Genomic DNA, 18,517 nt, shown 5'->3' with positions numbered 1-18,517 from the left:
CGGACGCGGCCCCGAGGCCTCGCGACGCGGTGCCCGTCACTGGTGGATGTCCGGCACCAACCCCACCTGGACCAGCGGCTTCCCCCGCTTGCGCGACACGAACACACCCCGCCCCGGCGGCATCGGCCGCGGGCGGACGCCGCCCAGCAGGTCGCCCTCGTTGGGGTCGCCCGCGAGGACCACGCCCTGGGCGCCGAGCTCCTTCATACGCTGCATGAAGGGCTCGTAGCCGGCGCGGCCCGCGCCTGCCGTGGAGCGGGCGATGATGAAGCGGACGCCGACGTCCCGGGCGAACGGAAGCAGTTCCGTCAGGCCCGACAGCGGGTTGCCGCTGGACGTGGAGACCAGGTCGTAGTCGTCGACGATGATGTACACCGTGGGTCCGTTCCACCAGCTGCGGTCGCGCAGCTGCTGCGGCGTCACGTCCGCGGTGGGGGTACGGCGCTGCATCAGGTCGGCGAGCGCGTCCATGTGGTGCTGCATCTGGTTGGACATGGGGACGTACTCCGCCAGATGCGAGTCCGGCGTCACGCCGAGCAGGGAACGGCGGTTGTCGACGACGAAGAGCTTCGCCTCGTTGCCGTCGTAGCGCTCGGTGAGGCGCTGGATCAGCAGCTTCAGCAGGTTGGACTTGCCGGACTCGCTCTCGCCGAAGACGAGGAAGAACGGGTCCTGCTCGAAGTCCACGAACACCGGCTCCAGGTTGTCCTCGTCGAGGGCGAAGGCGATGCCCCGGTTCGGGAAACGGTCGCCGGGCGGGAGCTGGTGCGCCGGGAACTCCCGCGGGAGCAGGCGGACTTCCGGGGCGCCGGGCTGCTGCCAGTGCCGCGAGACCTCCGCCGCGAGCGCCTGCGTCGCCTCGGCCAGGTCCGTGTCGGAGGACAGTCCGTCTATGCGCGGGACCGCCGCCATGAAGTGCTGCCGCTGCGGGGTCTGACCGCGGCCCGGGACACCGGTCGGCACGTTCGCCGCGACCTTGCGGTCGAACTCGGAGTCCATGGGGTCGCCGAGCCGCAGCTCGAGGCGGTTCATCAGGTGGTCCTTGAGGTTGGAGCGGACCTCCATCGAGCGCGACGCGGTGAGGATCAGGTGCATGCCGTAGCCGAGGCCGCGCGCCGCGATGTCCAGGACGGCCGGCTCCAGACCGTCGTAGTCCTGGCGGAAGTTGCCCCAGCCGTCGATGACCAGGAAGACATCGCCCCAGGGCTGGTCGGTCGTGGAGATGTCGCCGCGCGCGCGGCGGGCACGGAACTCCGCGATGGAGGAGATGCCCGCCGTACGGAAGTACTCCTCGCGGCGCGTCATGATGCCGTACACCTCGGCGACCGTACGGCGGACCTTCTCCGGGTCCAGGCGGGAGGCGACCCCGCCGACGTGCGGCAGTCCCGCCACCGAGGACAGACCGCCACCGCCGAAGTCCAGCGCGTAGAACTGCACTTCCTGCGGCGTGTGGGTCAGCGCGAACGAGGCGATGATCGAGCGCAGCAGGGTCGACTTGCCGGACTGCGGGCCGCCGAGGATCTGCATATGGCCGGCCGCGCCGCCGAAGTCGGTCCACAGCGGGTCACGGCGCTGCTCGTACGGCTTGTCGACGATGCCGACGGGGATGACGAGCCGGCCCGCGCCCTCGTAGCCGGGCTGGGTGAGGCCGCGGCCGGGCACCGCGGCGAGGCCCGGCAGCAGGGAGTCCAGCGACGGCGGGCTGTCCAGCGGCGGCAGCCACACCTGGTGGGCGGCCGGGCCCTGCGCCTCCAGCCGCCGCACGATGACGTCGAGCACGGTGTCGGCGAGCGCGTCGTCGGTGCGGTCCGGGTCCTCCTCCTGGCGCTGCCGCGGCACCGCCACGTACTGCACCGGCACCTGCGACGCCGTGAACAGCACGGGCCTGCGGTCCACCGGGAGCGGGCCGCCGACCGACGCGGCCTGCTGGGCGCTGGAGCGGTACACACCGGAGACGTACGCCGCCTTGAAGCGGACCATCTCGTCCGTGCCGAACTTCAGGAAGCCGGAACCCGGCACGTTCGGCAGCTCGTAGGCGTCCGGCACGCCGATCGCGGCGCGCGACTCGGCCGCCGAGAAGGTGCGCAGACCGATCCGGTACGACAGGTAGGTCTCCAGGCCGCGCAGCCGGCCCTCCTCCAGGCGCTGCGAGGCGAGGAGCAGGTGCACACCGAGCGACCGGCCGATACGGCCGATCTGCACGAACATCTCGATGAAGTCCGGCTTCGCGGTCAGCAGCTCGCTGAACTCGTCGATGACGAGGACCAGCGAGGGGATCGGCTGGAGTGCGGCACCGGCCTGGCGGGCCTTCTCGTACGCGTGGATGTTGGCGTAGTTGCCCGCGTCGCGCAGCATCTCCTGACGGCGGTTCAGCTCACCGCGGATCGAGTCACCCATACGGTCGACGAGGGTGAGGTCGTCCGCCAGGTTGGTGATCACCGCGGCGACGTGCGGCAGCTGGGCCATGCCCGCGAAGGTCGCACCGCCCTTGAAGTCCGCGAGGACGAAGTTCAGCGTCTCGGAGGAGTGGGTCACGGCGAGACCGAGGACCAGGGTGCGCAGCAGCTCCGACTTGCCGGAACCGGTCGCGCCGACGCACAGACCGTGCGGGCCCATGCCCTCCTGCGCCGCCTCCTTGAGGTCCAGCATCACGGGCCGGCCGTCCTCGCCGACACCGATCGGCACGCGCAGCCTCTCGGACTGCGACCGCGGGCGCCAGGTGCGCCGGGGGTCGACGGTGGCCGCGTCGCCCAGGTTCAGCAGATCGGTGAACTCCAGGTTCGCCAGCAGCGGTTCGTCGTCGTCGCCGCCGGACGCCATCCGCAGCGGCGCCAGCTGGCGGGCCAGGGCCTCCGCGCCCTCGTAGGCCAGGACGTCGGGCGTGCCCTCGTAGACCATGCCGTGCGCCGACTCCAGGCGCAGTTCGCGCGGGTGCACGACGATCGAGAGGTCACCGCGGCCGGTGGTGAGTTCGCCGGGGACGATCTCCAGGACCGTGACGCCCTGCAGGCCCTCCGGGCTCGCCAGCAGGGACGTCGGCGGCAGCGAGACACCGTCGAGGACGACCACCACGTGCGGCTGCTCGGGCACCGGCGGCGCGCTCGGGTGGAAGCGCGGGCGGCCCTGGAGGTGGGCCCCCAGCAGGTCCTCCAGCTCGACCGGGTCGAGGGTGATCAGACGCCGGCTGCCGGCGCCGTCCGCCTCGCCCTTCGCCTGGACGTGCGGCAGCCACTTCGCCCACTCCCACTCGGGCGCGGACTCACGCCCGGTGGCGACGGCGATGACCAGGTCCTCGGGGGAGTGCAACGAGGCGAGGGAGGCGGTCACCGCGCGGGCGGAGCCGCGCACGGTCACCGGGTCGCCGCTGATCGACACGTGGTAGAAGGCGCGCAGCGAGACCGCCATCGGCAGGTCCTCGAGGGTGCTGTGCGTGGCCAGGAAGCGCTGCATGGCGCCCGCCGTCAGCGGCTCCAGCTGGTCCACCGGCGCGCTCTCCGGCGCGATCAGCGGCGTGGCCAGCGCCTGCGGGCCGAGACCCACGCGCACCTGCCCGAAGTCCTCGTCGCCGGCGCGGCGTTCCCACACCCGGCTGCCCTCGGCGACCAGCGCCCACAGTTGCTCGGGTGAAGGGTGCAGGTAGTACTGGGCGTCGCGCTGGGCCTTGGCGGTGTTCTGCGCCGCGCGCCGGGTCTGTGACAGATACCGCAGGTAGTCCCGGCGGATGTCGGCGATCTGCCCCTGGGTGCCCCGCCGGTAGCGGATCAGCATCGCGATGCCCATGGCGATCGTCGACGCGATCATCACCATGCCCATGATCTTCATGAAGGGCTGGGCCTGGGGATTGAAGAAGAACACCACGGAACCGCCCATGCCGAGCATGGGCAGGAGCTGCATCAGGGCGCCTTCCTGCTGCCCCCGCGGAAGCTCCGGCGGCGGCTGCAGCACCACCTCGCTCGTGGGCACTTCCCTCGGCAGTGCCCGCGGCGGGCGCTTGACGACGATGTGGCTCACTTCGCACCAATTCCCTTGCCGGACCGACCGTTCCGCCCGCCGCCCCGTGTCCGGCGAACGTCGATCGTTCGAAGCGCGATCCTACTGACAACCACTGACAACGGTGGGCGGTAGGGTGCCCGTGAGACGTGTGAGCAGTTGCGAATCGGGCCCCGCAGAACCGGGCAATCCGCACTGTTCGATGCGAGTGCTTCCCGCACGGGGACCGGCTGCTCCGGGGCAACGCGGTGCGTGACCGGCGGCCCGGGCGGCGCGGCACAACGTACACAGGATCGTTACAGGCGGTCGTACACAAGACCGTCACAGGCGGTCGCGCGCTCGGCGCCGCGGCCTCCGTCACCACCGACGAGGGGGAACAGCAGGTGAGCATGACGGCTTCCGCGCCGGCCGGCGCGACCGGCGGAGCGGGCACCGGAGCCCCTTCCGGGGCGGGCACGGGCTTCGGATTCTGCCGCGTCACCATCGTGGCGCCCGACAGCCGCATCGACGTGGCACTGCCCGACGACGTGTCAGTCGCCGACCTGTACCCGGAGATTCTGCGGCTCTCCCGCCAGACCTCCGCCGAGGGCGCCCCGGTCGGCTACCACCTCGTACGCCGCGACGGCACCGTCCTCGACGGCTCCCGCTCCTTCGCGGCCCAGCGCATCCTCGACGGCGAACTGCTGACGCTGCGTCCGTTCGCCGAGTCGCTGCCGCCCGCGGTCTTCGACGACGTCTCCGAGGCGGTGGCCTCCGCCGTCACCCAGGACCGCACCCTGTGGAACGGCACCCTCACCCGCGCGGCCGGCCTGGTCGCCGGCGGCGTCCTGCCCGCCCTGCTCGCCTTCGTGGTCTGGAGCTCGCAGCTGCGCCACGACATGCACAGCCTCCAGGGCATCCTCGCCGCCGTCACCGGCGTCCTGCTCGTCACCATGGCGTGCGTCCGCGCGCGGGTCTACGACGACCGCGGCTCGGCCGTCGCCCTCGGCCTGGGCGCCCTGCCGAACATCGCCGTCGCCGGATCCGGACTGCTCCCGCTGTCGGAGGGGCAGGGCATCGGACGGCTCCAGTTCCTCCTCGCCTGCGCGGCCGTCCTCGTCGCCTCCGTGGTCCTCACCCTGGTCTCGCCCAGCGGCGACGGCCCGTTCGTGGCCTTCGTGTTCGCCTCCACGATCGGCCTGATCACCACGTTCGTCGCCATCCTCACCCACCTGAAGCCCATCGAGACGGCCGCCGTCTGCGCACCGCTCGCGGTCTGCGCCCTCGCCTTCCTGCCCGGCCTGTCCATGCGCTTCGCCCGGCTGCCCATCGGCTTCGAACCGCCCAACCCGGGCCGCGGCTACACGGACGACGAGACCGCCCCGCAGGAGCCCGTCGACCCGCAGCGCATCGCCGCCCAGGTCCGCCGCGGCCACGAACTCCTCGTCGGCCTCGTCGGCGGCTGCGCCCTCGTCACGGTCGGCGCCTCCATCGTCCTCGGCTTCTCCAGCAACCTGTGGGCCCAGCTCCTCGCCCTGGCCACGGGCATCGCCATGCTGATGCGCGCCCACCTGTTCCGCTACACCGCGCAGGTCGGCGCCACGCTCGCCGCCGGTCTCGCCGCCCTCGTCTTCCTCGGCCTCGGCCTCGCCCTGAACCCGCCGAACTCCTACCTGCGCGACGCGCTCCAGGGCGACACCACCGGCCTCGACATCCGTTCGGTCTGGCTCGCCGCCGCCATCGCCGCGACCGCCGCCCTGCTGACCGCGATCGGCCTGATCGCCCCGCGCAGCGGCGTCACGCCCTTCTGGGGCCGCTTCATGGAGATCGCCGAGACCTTCGTGCTGCTGACCCTGATCCCGCTGGCGCTCGCCGTGTTCGACGTCTACGCGTCGGCGCGGTCGATGGCCGGCAACTGAGGCCGGGAAAGGCATCCACCGTGAGCTTCGGCCCGCCTCCGTCCATGTACACCCAGTCCTCCGTGGCAGCCGACCAACGGCGCAGGAAGCGCCGCGCGGTGCTGCTCGGCGCCGTCGCGGCCGTCGTGGCGCTGGCTCTGGCCGCCGGTGCCTGGCTGTGGTGGCCGGACACGGCACCGGACGATCCCAAGCCGACGGCCGCCCCGGCCCAGCACCGGCTCGACGTCCGGGAGACCGTCGAGCGGCGCCCGGCGAGTCCCAATGGCGTCATGGCCGTACGGCTGTCCACCGACGACCTGCCCCCCGGCGAGATCCATCAGATGCCCGGCCTGTGGGCCACGGACAGGATCCTCGCCAAGGGCATCAACAGGACTCTCGTCGGCGTCGAGATCGGCTCCGACGCGAGCCTGGGCGAAGAGAAGTGGAAGCTTCGGCTGGGCGGACCGATCTGCGGCAAGACCCGGCACGTCACCGTGGAGAACCGGACCGCCGTGCTCTTCCGGGACAGTGCGGACAAGGAGTCCCTCTGCAACCACGTCGCCTTCGTCGATCTCGACGACGGCAAGCTGGTGTGGCAGGCCGAGTTCCCGGTCTCCGGCTACGTCGACAAGCCCGACGCGGGCAGCCAGTGGGACCCGGGTGTGACGCTCACGCACGCGACTGTCACGGTGACCTGGGGCGACGGTACGGACGCCTACGACATGGACCGGGGCAAGCTGCGCTGGCGGGTGGAGTCGCGCGAGGACTGTATCTCCCAGGGAGCGGGCGGCGGCCGGGCTCTGGTGGTCCGATTCCTCTGCTACGACTCGGACGATCCGCAGAGCCGGAGCACCTTCGAGATCCGCGCTCTGGACCCGCGGACCGGACGCAGCCGGTGGGCCTACGCCCCCGCTGTCGGCGTCAAGGATGTCCGCATCATCGCCACGGCCCCCACCGTCCTCGCCACCTCTGCCGGTGACGTCGGCATCACCGAGATCGTCTCGCTCGACGCGCGGGGCAAGTACCGCACCACCATCCCGCTGCAAGGTGGTGCATACGTCGCCGAGTGCACCGAGGAGATCACCTACCTCGCCACGGAAGAGTGTCCGTCTCTGGCCGTGGGCGCCGGACAGGTCTTCCTGACCAGCAAGGAACAGGGCGACATAATCCACAATGCCAACTGGATCATCGGGTTCGACCTGAAGACGGGCAACTCCGTCAGGAAGTTCGAATCCGGCCCCAACACCCTCCTCCGCCCCCTGCGGATGAGCGGCGACCAGCTCCTCGCGCTGCGCGAGAGCAGTGACCGCATCTCACCCATGGCGCTGGTCAGCCTGAACCCGAAGACGGGTGCCGAGACCCCGTACTTCTATTTCAGCTTGCCGCAAGAAGGACAGCTCTTCTCCGTGATGGAGTTTGCCGACACCGTCGTCCAGAACGGCCGCCTGTTCTTCGGCGCCAAGGAGGCCCAGGGGCCGACCGACGCCGACGGCAAGGCCTGGGTCTGGCTCGCCTTCGGCATCGAGAGCGCCGCGGCGAAGAAGCCGTGACAACGACCTACGCGCGCGTGGAGACCACGAACGGCCCCCACGCGCGCGTACGCCTCACTTCTCCCCGGACCCCGCGGCCCCCGGCTCCAGATCAAACTCCCCGTCCCGCGCCCCCAGCACGAACGCCCGCCACTCCGCCTCCGTGTACCGCAGCACGGTGTCGTGGTCGAGCGAGGACCGCATGGCCACGGCGCCACCGGGCAGATACGCGATCTCGACCCGCTCCTCGTGCTCCTCGGTGCCCGGCGCGCAGTGCCACTCGACCCCGGAGATGTCGAGGGCGTACAGCTCGTCCCGCTCCCGCTCCTTGCGCGCCTTGATCTCCGCTTCCGTCTCCGCCATGCCGCACCGGCCCCTTCCCCGCGTGCTTGACCATGTACAACGGCTCACCCTAGTGGCCGCACCCCCGCCGCAGGGCCGGTTCCGGTACCGCGCGACGGACGCCGTCCGCGGGCTGGTACTCTGGGTGACGGCCGTTTGTGTACGCGCCCCCGGAGCATCCCTCTGGAGGCCGCGCCCAGCGGATCCCCGCCTCCCGAGTAACGGAAGCTCCCCCGCGATGAAGACCGGGGGCACTCGGTGGCCACTCACAGACTACGAGGAGTACGCGTGTCGCTCGACGCCGCTACGAAGAAGCAGATCATCGCCGAGTTCGGTACCAAGGAGGGTGACACCGGCTCCCCCGAGGTCCAGGTCGCTCTGCTGTCCCGTCGGATCTCCGACCTGACCGAGCACCTGAAGACCCACAAGCACGACCACCACTCCCGCCGCGGCCTGCTGATCCTCGTCGGTCAGCGCCGCCGCCTGCTGCAGTACCTCGCCAAGAAGGACATCCAGCGCTTCCGTGCGCTGGTCGACCGCCTCGGCATCCGCCGTGGTGCGGCGGGCGCCAAGTAAGACGCCGTGAAGGGAGCGGTTCCCACGAGAGGGGGCCGCTCCCTTTGCTGTACGTGCGGAGTGTCACTGCCGCTTTGTAGTGTGGTAGCACAACGCATGCAACGCATGTCGTAGGGCACATAACGACGTGCGACACAAGAACGAGGAGACGCGCACCTAGCCGCCGCCGGTCCTCGGTAGTGGCCCCCGGGGGGAAGTGAGCCCCGGGTGCTTCGATCGAAGACCGGCCCGCACAAACGGCGCGCATCTCCGCAACCGTCCCCCTGCCACACGGGCAGCCAAGGGACGAAGACGAGGAGAAAACGCTAGTGGAGAACGAGACCCACTACGCCGAGGCCGTCATCGACAACGGCTCTTTCGGCACCCGCACGATCCGCTTCGAGACGGGCCGCCTGGCCAAGCAGGCCGCCGGTTCCGCCGTGGCCTACCTGGACGACGACACCATGGTGCTGTCGGCCACCACCGCCTCCAAGCAGCCCAAGGACCAGCTCGACTTCTTCCCGCTGACGGTGGACGTCGAGGAGCGGATGTACGCCGCCGGCAAGATCCCCGGCAGCTTCTTCCGCCGTGAGGGCCGCCCCTCCGAGGACGCCATCCTCACCTGCCGCCTCATCGACCGCCCGCTGCGCCCGTCGTTCAAGAAGGGCCTGCGCAACGAGATCCAGGTCGTCGCGACGATCATGGCGCTCAACCCCGACCACCTGTACGACGTCGTGGCGATCAACGCCGCGTCCGCGTCAACGCAGCTGGCCGGTCTGCCCTTCTCCGGCCCGATCGGCGGCGTCCGCGTCGCGCTGATCCGCGGCCAGTGGGTGGCCTTCCCGACGCACAGCGAGCTCGAGGACGCCGTCTTCGACATGGTCGTCGCGGGCCGCGTCCTGGAGGACGGCGACGTCGCGATCATGATGGTCGAGGCCGAGGCCACCGAGAAGACGATCAAGCTGATCGAGGGCGGCGCCGAGGCGCCCACCGAGGAGGTCGTCGCCGCCGGTCTGGAGGCCGCGAAGCCCTTCATCAAGGTGCTCTGCAAAGCCCAGTCGGACCTCGCGTCCAAGGCCGCCAAGCCGGTCGCCGAGTTCCCGATCTTCCTGGACTACCAGGACGACGTCTTCGAGGCCCTGACCGCCGCCGTCAAGCCCGAGCTGGCCCAGGCGCTCACCATCGCTGGCAAGCAGGAGCGCGAGGCCGAGCTGGACCGCGTCAAGGCGCTCGCCGCCGAGAAGCTCCTGCCGGAGTTCGAGGGCCGCGAGAAGGAGATCTCCGCCGCGTACCGCTCGCTCACCAAGCAGCTGGTCCGCGAGCGCGTGATCAAGGAGAAGAAGCGGATCGACGGCCGCGGGCTGACGGACATCCGCACCCTGGCCGCCGAGGTCGAGGCCATCCCGCGGGTCCACGGCTCCGCCGTGTTCGAGCGTGGCGAGACCCAGATCCTGGGCGTCACCACCCTGAACATGCTCCGCATGGAGCAGCAGCTGGACACCCTCTCCCCGGTGACCCGCAAGCGCTACATGCACAACTACAACTTCCCGCCGTACTCCACCGGTGAGACCGGCCGCGTCGGCTCCCCGAAGCGCCGCGAGATCGGCCACGGCGCCCTCGCCGAGCGCGCCCTGATCCCGGTCCTGCCGACGCGCGAGGAGTTCCCCTACGCGATCCGCCAGGTGTCCGAGGCGCTGAGCTCGAACGGCTCGACGTCCATGGGCTCGGTCTGCGCCTCCACCATGTCGCTGCTGAACGCCGGTGTGCCGCTGAAGGCCCCGGTCGCCGGTATCGCCATGGGCCTGATCTCCCAGGAGATCGAGGGCGAGACGCACTACGTCACCCTCACCGACATCCTCGGTGCGGAGGACGCCTTCGGTGACATGGACTTCAAGGTCGCCGGCACCAAGGACTTCGTCACCGCCCTCCAGCTCGACACCAAGCTGGACGGCATCCCGGCCTCCGTGCTGGGCGCCGCTCTCAAGCAGGCCCGCGACGCGCGTCTCCACATCCTCGACGTGATGATGGAGGCCATCGACCGGCCCGACGAGATGTCCCCGAACGCGCCGCGGATCATCACCGTGAAGATCCCGGTCGACAAGATCGGCGAGGTCATCGGCCCCAAGGGCAAGATGATCAACCAGATCCAGGAGGACACGGGCGCCGAGATCACGATCGAGGACGACGGCACGATCTACATCGGTGCCGCCGACGGCCCGTCCGCCGAGGCCGCGCGTACGGCGATCAACTCCATCGCCAACCCGACCATGCCGGAGGTCGGCGAGCGGTACCTGGGCACGGTCGTGAAGACCACCACCTTCGGTGCCTTCGTCTCCCTGCTGCCCGGCAAGGACGGTCTGCTGCACATCTCGCAGATCCGCAAGCTGGCCGGCGGCAAGCGCGTGGAGAACGTCGAGGACGTCCTCGGCGTGGGCCAGAAGGTCCAGGTCGAGATCGCCGAGATCGACTCCCGCGGCAAGCTCTCCCTCGTCCCCGTGATCGAGGGCGAAGAGGGCTCCGAGGCCGAGAAGGACGACGCCGACCAGTGACGTCCCGTGGCTCCAAGGCGACGGCCCGCACCTCTTCGGAGGCGCGGGCCGTCGCCCGTACCCAAACCCTGATCAAGGGCATGAACGGCATCGGCACCGTCCGCAAGACCACCCTCCCCGGTGGCCTGCGCATCGTCACCGAGACCCTGCCCTCGGTCCGCTCCGCCACCTTCGGCATCTGGGCGCACGTCGGCTCGCGCGACGAGACCCCGGCCCTGAACGGCGCCACCCACTACCTGGAGCACCTGCTCTTCAAGGGCACGAACCGCAGGTCCGCCCTGGACATCTCGTCCGCCATAGACGCCGTCGGCGGCGAGATGAACGCGTTCACGGCCAAGGAGTACACGTGCTACTACGCGCGCGTGCTCGACACCGACCTGCCGCTCGCCATCGACGTCGTCTGCGACATGCTGACGGACTCCCTGATCCTGGAGGAGGACGTCAACGTCGAGCGCGGCGCCATCCTCGAAGAGATCGCGATGACCGAGGACGACCCGGGCGACTGTGTGCACGACCTGTTCGCGCACACCATGTTCGGCGACAACGCCCTCGGCCGACCGGTCCTCGGCACCGTCGACACGGTCAACGCCCTCACCGCCGACCGCATCCGCCGCTTCTACAAGAAGCACTACGACCCCACCCACCTCGTGGTCGCCTGCGCCGGCAACATCGACCACAACAAGGTCGTACGGCAGGTCCGCGCCGCGTTCGAGAAGGCCGGCGCCCTGAACGACCCCGAGGCGCAGCCGATCGGCCCGCGCACCGGCCGGCGCACCGTGCGCACAGCCGGCCGCGTCGAACTGCTCGGCCGCAAGACGGAGCAGGCACATGTCGTGCTCGGCATGCCCGGTCTGGCCCGCACGGACGAGCGCCGCTGGGCCCTGGGCGTGCTGAACACCGCCCTCGGCGGCGGCATGTCCTCCCGGTTGTTCCAGGAGGTCCGCGAGAAGCGCGGCCTGGCCTACAGCGTGTACTCGTACACCTCGGGCTTCGCCGACTGCGGCCTGTTCGGCGTCTACGCGGGCTGCCGCCCCTCCCAGGTGCACGACGTGCTGAAGATCTGCCGCGACGAGCTGGACCACGTCGCCCAGCACGGCCTGTCCGACGAGGAGATCGACCGCGCCATCGGCCAGCTGCGCGGCTCCACGGTCCTCGGCCTCGAGGACACCGGCGCGCTGATGAACCGTATCGGCAAGAGCGAGCTGTGCTGGGGCGAACAGATGTCCGTCGACGACATGCTGGCCCGGATAGCGTCGGTCACCCCGGACGAGGTCCGCGCGGTCGCCCGCGACATCCTGGGACGGCGGCCCTCGCTGTCGGTCATCGGTCCGCTGAAGGACAAGCAGGCCGCGCGGCTGCACGACGCCGTGGCCTAGTCACCTCCCGTTAGGAAGCAACAAGATGAGCAAGCTGCGCGTGGCGGTCCTCGGTGCCAAGGGCCGGATCGGATCCGAGGCGGTCCGGGCGGTCGAGGCCGCCGAGGACATGGAGCTGGTGGCCGCCCTCGGCCGCGGCGACACGCTGGAGACCCTGACCGAGACCGGTGCCCAGGTCGCCGTCGAGCTGACCACGCCGGACTCGGTGATGGCCAACCTCGAGTTCTGCGTCCGCAACGGCATCCACGCCGTCGTCGGTACGACCGGCTGGACCGAGGACCGTCTCGCGCAGCTCGAGGGCTGGCTCGCCGGCTCCCCGCAGACCGGCGTGCTGATCGCCCCGAACTTCTCCATCGGCGCCGTCCTGACGATGAAGTTCGCGCAGATCGCCGCGCCGTACTTCGAGTCGGTCGAGGTGGTGGAACTGCACCACCCGAACAAGGTGGACGCCCCCAGTGGCACCGCCACCCGCACCGCGCAGCTCATCGCCGAGGCCCGCCGCGCCGCCGGCACCGCCCCGGCCCCGGACGCCACGGCGACCGCCCTGGACGGCGCGCGCGGCGCGAACGTCGACGGCGTCCCCGTCCACGCGGTCCGCCTGCGCGGCCTGCTGGCCCATCAGGAGGTCCTGCTGGGCGGCGAGGGCGAGACCCTCACCATCCGGCACGACTCGCTGCACCACAGCAGCTTCATGCCGGGCATCCTGCTGGGCGCCCGCCGCGTGGTGACCACCCCGGGCCTCACCTTCGGCCTGGAACACTTCCTGGACCTGGGCTGACCGGCACCATGCGAGCCAAGCTGTCCTACGCCGTCACAGCCGCCGTCCTGGTGTTCTACTTCCTCCTGGTCGGCAGCCGCGGCGTCCTGCTCATCCAGTCCGGCACCCTGCTCACCGTGACCTTCGGCGTCGCGGTGCTGATCCTGCCGGTCATCGGGCTGTGGTTTCTGTGGAAGAACACCCAGTTCGTCCGCAAGGCCAACGCCCTCGCCGCCGAACTCGACGCCGAGGGCGGCCTGCCCGTCGACGAGCTGAAGCGGCTGCCCAGCGGCCGCATCGACCGCGACTCGGCCGACGAGGTGTTCGCCCGGCGCCGGGCCGAGACCGAGGCGGCGCCGGACGACTGGCGCACCTGGTTCCGCCTCGCCATCGCCTACCACGACGCCCGCGACACCCCGCGGGCCCGCAAGGCGATGCAGCGGGCCATCGCCCTGCACGACGGCAAGACCGTGGAGGTCTGAGGGCCGCTCTCAGAGCTGACCTGACACGGGGAGGGGCCGGTCCCGACGGACCGGCCCCTCCCGCGTAGTCGTACGGCTCAACCGCGCCCGTACTCCGCCGCCCACGCCTCCACCGAGTCCGCCGCCCGGTCGAAGGCCGTGGCGCGCCCGAGGAAGTCGGCGTTGTGCGTGGTCAGCAGCGGCGCCATGTCACCCGCCGCCCGGTCCGCGCGTACGAGGCTCAGTGCCTGCCCCTGCACCGCGCGGGGCAGCCCCAGCCAGCGCACCGGCTGCTGCACCGTCCGCACGGCCGCCACCCGGTCCCAGGCGACCGTGCGCGTGCGGAGGAAACCCACCTGCCGCAGCCCCCGCGCGCTCACCCACACGCCCATGCGCAGCAGCCGCAGCGACACCACGATGATCGCCAGCGCGACACCGAAGATCACCCCGGCGCCGGACGGCGTGCCGGTCAGCGCGATGACGACCGCGGCGAACAGCACATACGACGCGAGCAGCAGCCAGATCGCGGCCACCCCCACCCGCCACGGACCGGGCCGGTAGGGGCGCCGCCAGCGGTCGCGGTCCTCGAACGGCAGCGCGACGTCGTCCGCCGCGTCGAAGGCTCGGTCGGCCGTCAGAAAGGGCAGGGGCACGGCGGGTCCTCACTCGATCCAGGCGTGGGCTGTGCCCGGTGAGGCTATCGACCTGTGTGCCGCCTCACCACCCTAGGGGGGCCGTCCGGGGCGGGCCGGGCTCAGCGCCCGTCGGACGCCTGGGACTGCTGGGCCGGGGTGGACGCCCGCTCGCTCTGCAGCGCCGGTGTCCCGACCACCAGGGACCCCACCAGCGCGGCGACGATCGTCAGCCCCAGCAGCCAGCGCCCGGCTATCTCACCGGCGGACGCCCGCTCGCGGGGCGGGGGAATGACATTGCTGCGGAACCTGTCGGCCTCGGCGACAAAGGCGAAGGGCACGGGCTCGCGCCGACCGGACATCGAGGGCGTGTCTCCCTTCCGGGAACAGAACGGATCTTGTCATCCGTAGAGACGAACGAACCGCCTCAAAGGTGCCCGTTCGAGGCGGAAAGATGCCGGTCGTCCCGCTGGGTAGAGTGGCGTGGCACAAGACGAGACGGGAAAGGCCCCTCCACACCGTGAGCCCCGAAGACGACTTCAAGATCGAGTTCCGTAGCGATGTCACCGTGGAGCTGGTGAAACACAGCGCGGCCGACTCGGACGTGCTGTTCGCCGCGCGCGTCTCCACGCTCGGGGAGCAGTCCCTGGACGAGCTGAACAAGGACCCGGAGCGCTCGAAGGGCCTCATCAACTTCCTCATGCGCGACCGGCACGGCAGCCCGTTCGAGCACAACTCGATGACCTTCTTCGTCAGCGCCCCGATCTTCGTCTTCCGCGAGTTCATGCGGCACCGCGTGGGCTGGTCGTACAACGAGGAGTCGGGCCGCTACCGCGAGCTGCAGCCCGTCTTCTACGTGCCCGACGCCTCCCGCAAGCTGGTGCAGGAGGGACGGCCCGGCAAGTACCGGTTCGTCGAGGGCACCCCCGAGCAGCACAAGCTGGCCAGTGAGGCGATGCAGGAGTCCTACCGCCAGGCGTACGGGACGTACCGCGAGATGCTCGCCGCCGGCGTCGCCCGCGAGGTCGCCCGCTCGGTCCTCCCCGTCGGTCTGTTCTCCTCGATGTACGCCACCTGCAACGCCCGCTCGCTGATGCACTTCCTCGGTCTGCGCACCCAGCACGAGCTGGCGAAGGTGCCGTCCTTCCCGCAGCGGGAGATCGAGATGGTCGGCGAGAAGATGGAGGCGGAGTGGGCCAAGCTCATGCCGCTCACCTACGCCGCCTTCAACGCGAACGGTCGTGTGGCGCCGTAGCGGCCGTCGCGGACCAGCCGCACGAAGTGTCCGTATTGCGGCATTTGGCGAAGTTCATCTAGCCTGATCAAACGGACCCGGCACTGCTTGAACCCCCGAGCAGGCAGTGCCGGGCTCCGCATATGTCAGGACTTATCCCGCCCCCCCCGAGGGCAGACCGCGCCTTGAGCAACGAGTAGCGTGTAACCCATGGCACCGACCTCCACTCCGCAGACCCCCTTCGGGCGGGTCCTCACCGCCATGGTCACGCCCTTCACGGCGGACGGCGCACTCGACCTCGACGGCGCACAGCGACTCGCTTCCCACCTGGTGGACGCAGGCAACGACGGCCTGATCATCAACGGCACCACCGGCGAGTCCCCGACCACCAGCGACGCGGAGAAAGCGGATCTCGTACGAGCGGTCCTGGAGGCGGTCGGCGACCGCGCCCACGTGGTGGCCGGCGTCGGCACCAACGACACCCACCACAGCATCGAGCTGGCCCGCGCCGCCGAGAAGACCGGCGCACACGGCCTGCTCGTCGTCACGCCGTACTACAACAAGCCCCCGCAGGAGGGCCTGTACCGGCACTTCAAGGCCATCGCCGACGCCACCGAACTGCCGGTCATGCTCTACGACATTCCCGGCCGCAGCGGCGTCCCGATCAATACCGAGACGATCGTCCGCCTCGCCGAGCACCCGCGGATCGTCGCCAACAAGGACGCCAAGGGCGACCTCGGCCGCGCCAGCTGGGCCATCGCCCGGTCCGGCCTCGCCTGGTACTCCGGCGACGACATGCTGAACCTCCCGCTGCTCTCCGTCGGCGCGGTCGGCTTCGTCTCCGTCGTCGGCCACGTGGTCACCCCGGACCTGCGCGCCCTGGTCGAGGCGTTCGTCTCCGGTGACGTCCAGAAGGCCACCGAGATCCACCAGAAGCTGCTCCCGGTCTACACCGGCATGTTCCGCACCCAGGGCGTCATGACCACCAAGGCAGCGCTCGCCCTGCAGGGCCTGCCCGCCGGACCGCTGCGCCCGCCGATGGTGGAACTCACGCCGCAGGAGATCGAGCAACTCAAGATCGATCTTGCCGCCGGCGGGGTACAGCTCTGACATCAGACTTCGCGAAGCCGCCGCTTCGCAGCAACGAGCTCCACAACTGAATAGCGCAGGCCACCGGTGCCTGCACCCACACGACAACTGCTTCTGCACGAACGTCATGCGCGCCACGTGCCCCACCGGTACGTGGCGCGCGTGTTTGAGGAGAGTCTTTTGAGTCATCCGCATCCTGAACTCGGCCCGCCCCCGCCGCTGCCCGAAGGCGGCCTGCGGGTCACCCCGCTCGGCGGCCTCGGCGAGATCGGCCGGAACATGACGGTCTTCGAGTACGGCGGCCGTCTGCTGATCGTCGACTGCGGAGTGCTCTTCCCCGAGGAGGAGCAGCCCGGAATCGACCTGATCCTGCCGGACTTCTCGTCGATCCGGGACCGCCTCGACGACATCGACGGCATCGTCCTCACCCACGGCCACGAGGACCACATCGGCGGCGTCCCCTACCTCCTGCGCGAGAAGCCGGACATCCCGCTGATCGGCTCCAAGCTGACCCTCGCCCTGATCGAGGCCAAGCTCCAGGAGCACCGCATCCGCCCGTACACCCTCGAGGTGGCGGAGGGTGACCGCGAGCGCCTCGGCCCCTTCGACTGCGAGTTCATCGCGGTCAACCACTCCATCCCGGACGCCCTGGCGGTCGCCATCCGCACCCCCGCCGGCATGGTGGTCCACACCGGCGACTTCAAGATGGACCAGCTCCCGCTGGACAACCGCCTCACCGACCTGCACGCGTTCGCCCGGCTGAGCGAGGAAGGCATCGACCTCCTCCTCTCCGACTCCACGAACGCCGAGGTACCGGGCTTCGTCCCGCCCGAGCGGGACATCTCGGGAGTCCTGCGCCAGGTCTTCGCCAACGCGCGCAAGCGGATCATCGTGGCGAGCTTCGCCAGCCACGTCCACCGCATCCAGCAGATCCTGGACGCGGCGCACGAGTACGGCCGCCGGGTCGCCTTCGTCGGCCGCTCCATGGTCCGCAACATGGGCATCGCCCGTGACCTCGGCTACCTGCGCGTCCCGCCGGGCCTGGTCGTGGACGTCCGCACGCTCGACGACCTCCCGGACCACGAGGTGGTCCTGGTCTGCACGGGCTCCCAGGGCGAACCGATGGCGGCCCTGTCCCGCATGGCCAACCGGGACCACCAGATCCGCATCGTCGACGGCGACACCGTGATCCTGGCGTCCTCGCTGATCCCGGGCAACGAGAACGCGGTCTACCGCGTGATCAACGGCCTGACCCGCTGGGGCGCGAACGTCGTCCACAAGGGCAACGCCAAGGTGCACGTTTCCGGCCACGCCTCCGCGGGCGAGTTGCTGTACTTCTACAACATCTGCCGCCCGAAGAATCTGATGCCGGTTCACGGCGAATGGCGCCACCTGCGCGCCAACGCCGAGCTGGGCGCCCTGACCGGCGTCCCGCACGACCGGATCGTCATCGCCGAGGACGGCGTCGCCGTCGACCTCATCGAGGGCAAGGCCAAGATCTCCGGCAAGGTCCAGGCGGGATACGTCTATGTCGACGGCCTCTCGGTCGGCGACGTCGGCGAGCCGGCGCTGAAGGACCGGAAGATCCTCGGCGAGGAAGGCATCATCTCGGTCTTCCTCGTCATCGACTCCTCCACCGGCAAGATCACCGGCGGCCCGCACGTCCAGGCCCGCGGCTCCGGCATCGAGGACTCCGCCTTCGACGAGGTTCTCCCCAAGATCACGGAGGTTCTGGAGCGTTCCGCCCAGGACGGCGTGGTCGAGCCCCACCAGCTCCAGCAGCTCATCCGCCGGACGCTGGGCAAGTGGGTGTCCGACACCTACCGGCGCAGGCCGATGATCCTCCCCGTCGTGGTGGAGGTCTGACCCTGCGGACGACCCCCTCGTCTGCGTGAACTCGGAGCGGGGCGCCTGGATTTGCATTCGGGCGCCCCGCTCCAGTACGTTTACGGCCCTGCCCCGGAGGGAACCCGGCCGCCTCGTGCGCCGGACTCAGTCCCGCCAAGGGGGCGGGAAATCCGACTCAGAATCTCTGATAAAGTCGGAACCGCCGGAAAGGGAAACGCGAGAGCGGGAACCTGGAAAGCACCGAGGAAATCGGATCGAGAAAAGATCTGATAGAGTCG

Annotated in this window: 14 protein-coding genes; 10 read left to right on the top strand and 4 right to left on the bottom strand. The window is 70.3% G+C overall.

Translation table 11 applies throughout. The features are described from left to right. Window positions 1-36: 36 nt before the first annotated feature. Entirely contained in the window at window positions 37-4,011 is a 3,975-nt protein-coding gene (gene eccCa / locus ACIG0D_RS20735; RefSeq protein WP_399802792.1) for a type VII secretion protein EccCa, read from the bottom strand. Between the two features lie 368 nt (window positions 4,012-4,379). On the opposite strand from eccCa, the gene eccD reads away from it, so the two are divergent. Both eccD and ACIG0D_RS20725 read left to right on the top strand, forming a co-directional pair. Next, the gene (eccD, locus tag ACIG0D_RS20730) at window positions 4,380-5,888 is read left to right on the top strand and encodes a type VII secretion integral membrane protein EccD (protein WP_399803342.1); all 1,509 of its coding nucleotides are present in this window, start codon (window positions 4,380-4,382) and stop codon (window positions 5,886-5,888) included. 62 nt (window positions 5,889-5,950) lie between these two features. Further along, window positions 5,951-7,417, top strand: coding sequence for a PQQ-binding-like beta-propeller repeat protein (locus ACIG0D_RS20725; protein ID WP_399802790.1), 1,467 nt, complete (start codon window positions 5,951-5,953; stop codon window positions 7,415-7,417). Window positions 7,418-7,471: 54 nt separating this feature from the next. Here the strand turns inward: ACIG0D_RS20725 and ACIG0D_RS20720 are convergent, their stop codons facing one another. Next, window positions 7,472-7,759 carry a DUF397 domain-containing protein gene (locus ACIG0D_RS20720; RefSeq protein WP_399802787.1) on the bottom strand — a complete coding sequence of 96 codons (288 nt, stop codon included), beginning with the start codon at window positions 7,757-7,759 and terminating at the stop codon, window positions 7,472-7,474. Between the two features lie 267 nt (window positions 7,760-8,026). On the opposite strand from ACIG0D_RS20720, the gene rpsO reads away from it, so the two are divergent. From rpsO to ACIG0D_RS20695, 5 genes are all read left to right on the top strand, one after another. Then, complete coding sequence (rpsO, locus tag ACIG0D_RS20715; protein ID WP_003997419.1) at window positions 8,027-8,314, top strand: 30S ribosomal protein S15; 288 nt, start codon at window positions 8,027-8,029, stop codon at window positions 8,312-8,314. Window positions 8,315-8,622: 308 nt separating this feature from the next. Next, a complete protein-coding gene (locus ACIG0D_RS20710) occupies window positions 8,623-10,842 on the top strand; it encodes a polyribonucleotide nucleotidyltransferase (RefSeq protein ID WP_399802784.1) in 2,220 nt (739 codons plus the stop codon). Further along, window positions 10,839-12,218 carry a M16 family metallopeptidase gene (locus ACIG0D_RS20705; RefSeq protein ID WP_399802782.1) on the top strand — a complete coding sequence of 460 codons (1,380 nt, stop codon included), beginning with the start codon at window positions 10,839-10,841 and terminating at the stop codon, window positions 12,216-12,218. Before ACIG0D_RS20710 ends, ACIG0D_RS20705 begins: the two co-directional genes overlap by 4 nt. A gap of 25 nt (window positions 12,219-12,243) precedes the next feature. Then, window positions 12,244-12,996, top strand: a complete 753-nt coding sequence (gene dapB, locus ACIG0D_RS20700; protein WP_365763330.1) for a 4-hydroxy-tetrahydrodipicolinate reductase — start codon at window positions 12,244-12,246, stop codon at window positions 12,994-12,996. A gap of 8 nt (window positions 12,997-13,004) precedes the next feature. After that, complete coding sequence (locus ACIG0D_RS20695) at window positions 13,005-13,457, top strand: hypothetical protein (protein WP_166002625.1); 453 nt, start codon at window positions 13,005-13,007, stop codon at window positions 13,455-13,457. Between the two features lie 77 nt (window positions 13,458-13,534). Here the strand turns inward: ACIG0D_RS20695 and ACIG0D_RS20690 are convergent, their stop codons facing one another. Both ACIG0D_RS20690 and ACIG0D_RS20685 read right to left on the bottom strand, forming a co-directional pair. Then, window positions 13,535-14,089, bottom strand: coding sequence for a hypothetical protein (locus ACIG0D_RS20690; RefSeq protein ID WP_399802778.1), 555 nt, complete (start codon window positions 14,087-14,089; stop codon window positions 13,535-13,537). A gap of 101 nt (window positions 14,090-14,190) precedes the next feature. After that, complete coding sequence (locus ACIG0D_RS20685) at window positions 14,191-14,430, bottom strand: hypothetical protein (RefSeq protein ID WP_399802776.1); 240 nt, start codon at window positions 14,428-14,430, stop codon at window positions 14,191-14,193. A 158-nt stretch (window positions 14,431-14,588) separates the two neighbouring features. On the opposite strand from ACIG0D_RS20685, the gene thyX reads away from it, so the two are divergent. From thyX to ACIG0D_RS20670, 3 genes are all read left to right on the top strand, one after another. Next, complete coding sequence (thyX, locus tag ACIG0D_RS20680; RefSeq protein ID WP_399802773.1) at window positions 14,589-15,323, top strand: FAD-dependent thymidylate synthase; 735 nt, start codon at window positions 14,589-14,591, stop codon at window positions 15,321-15,323. Between the two features lie 189 nt (window positions 15,324-15,512). Further along, window positions 15,513-16,412, top strand: a complete 900-nt coding sequence (gene dapA, locus ACIG0D_RS20675) for a 4-hydroxy-tetrahydrodipicolinate synthase (RefSeq protein WP_399802770.1) — start codon at window positions 15,513-15,515, stop codon at window positions 16,410-16,412. A 159-nt stretch (window positions 16,413-16,571) separates the two neighbouring features. After that, window positions 16,572-18,257, top strand: a complete 1,686-nt coding sequence (locus tag ACIG0D_RS20670; protein ID WP_399802768.1) for a ribonuclease J — start codon at window positions 16,572-16,574, stop codon at window positions 18,255-18,257. Window positions 18,258-18,517 lie beyond the last annotated feature (260 nt).

The sequence above is a fragment of the Streptomyces sp. NPDC052773 genome (assembly GCF_044547145.1).
Lineage (GTDB): Bacteria > Actinomycetota > Actinomycetes > Streptomycetales > Streptomycetaceae > Streptomyces.
This window is presented reverse-complemented; position numbering and strand designations above follow the sequence as displayed.